The sequence below is a fragment of the Vibrio ouci genome, from assembly GCF_004551525.1.
Taxonomy (GTDB): domain Bacteria; phylum Pseudomonadota; class Gammaproteobacteria; order Enterobacterales; family Vibrionaceae; genus Vibrio; species Vibrio ouci.
The window spans coordinates 1-1455 of record NZ_SATR01000178.1 but is presented as its reverse complement, the minus strand read 5'-3'; the positions used below and the strand labels follow the sequence as shown (position 1 = coordinate 1455).

1 pseudogene is annotated in these 1455 nt (G+C 49.0%); it reads right to left on the bottom strand.

What is annotated here, in order from left to right:
- Positions 1-1455 (bottom strand): annotated as a pseudogene (locus tag ELS82_RS24950) (AAA family ATPase); the annotation flags it as partial.

Here is a 1455-nt window from a genome sequence, read left to right as displayed (position 1 = left end):
CCGTCCCAAAGGTTAAATAGTCTCTGTTGGACTTAGAGGTGTTTGGTTGTCCCAATAAATGAATCGCTAAGCTTTCGGTGTATTTCGGCAGCTCCGCATTAATGTGCTCTCTAAAGATGTGGTAGTCGAAATCGCGATTTGTGTTTTGATAACGAACGTCTTCATGAAGGAGTGGGGCATCGTTAAAGTACGTGGTCGATTGAGGCGGGATTTGTTTGAGGGTCTCAATCGCACTGGCTTTATTGACCTCTTTTGACAGCCAGTTCTTTATCATCTGTTTGGGGTTRTCGGTGTAGAGTCTGATGTGCTCGCTGGCCCGGGTTAAGTCGATGTAAGCCCGTCTCAGGTTAGTCAGTGCGCCTTTCCCTTTGATTGAGGTAATGACGTTCTGATAGGTGGCGCCTTGCGCCATATCGGCGGTCCGGGTGTATGCGTAGTCCCAGTGGCCATCCTGAAGTTTGGTGGTGTCAATGGTTAACGATTGACCCTCTATAGACTGAGCGATGAGCGTATGTCCATCGGCTCGGATAACGTGGTGTATCACGTTGGCTTTAATGCCGCGAGTTTTGTCGGTAAAGCGAGTGATGATCTTATCGCCTGTCGATAAAGGTTTGTGTGAGACTGAATACAGGCCAGTAAATCGATGATCTCGATGCCTTGGTAAAAAAGCGTGTTCTTTACCGGTATGGTGGCTCTTTATCATGACCGCACCATGCTCGGAATCGACACTTATGATGGTGGAGTAATGCCCCGGTTTGGTACTGAGAACCAGCCCTTTTTGGTAAGGCATCATGGTTTTTAACTCTTCTCCGCTCGCGCCTGTCGAGCGAAGTCGAGGGGCAATAATGTTCTCTTTTCCCAACTCCTTCCTTTCGATCAGACCATGGCGAATGTGTTCAGTAATAACGTCTCGCTCATTGTTGGTATAAGCGATGATAAGCGTGTTTTCTCGCGTTTCTTGAGTGCGTGATAAGTAATCTTGCGCCACTTCATAAGGCAACTTCTCTGTGGCCATTTGYTGCGCTTTACGAGGGTCGTTAGCGTTTTCTTCCAGTGTTGAAATCACATGTTGGGTTTTYCCTTGCCCGTCAGGCGCCTGTTGACGGAGTTTGTCGAGCGCACTGTCCGGCTGTTTATCAAGGATGTTATGTACCGCACCCAGAGTGGCTGGATCACGTTGACGGATGATGTCGGTCATTTGGGCGGTATCAATCACTTGCGCGGAGTTGAGGAGGCCTTTTGTCATGGCTAACTCAAATGGCTTACCGGCATTGAGGGACAATAGCTGCACTTTGTCGCCGATCAGGGGACCGCTTTGGACTGGCTCTGTAGGACCAGGTCAGTGAACTCTTTCGCTTGCTTATTACTGACCATGGAACTCTCATCAAGGAAGAACAGGGTATTTTTGTACGCTTCCGCTGAGGTGGCGCCGCGGCGCAGATTGGTTAATACATT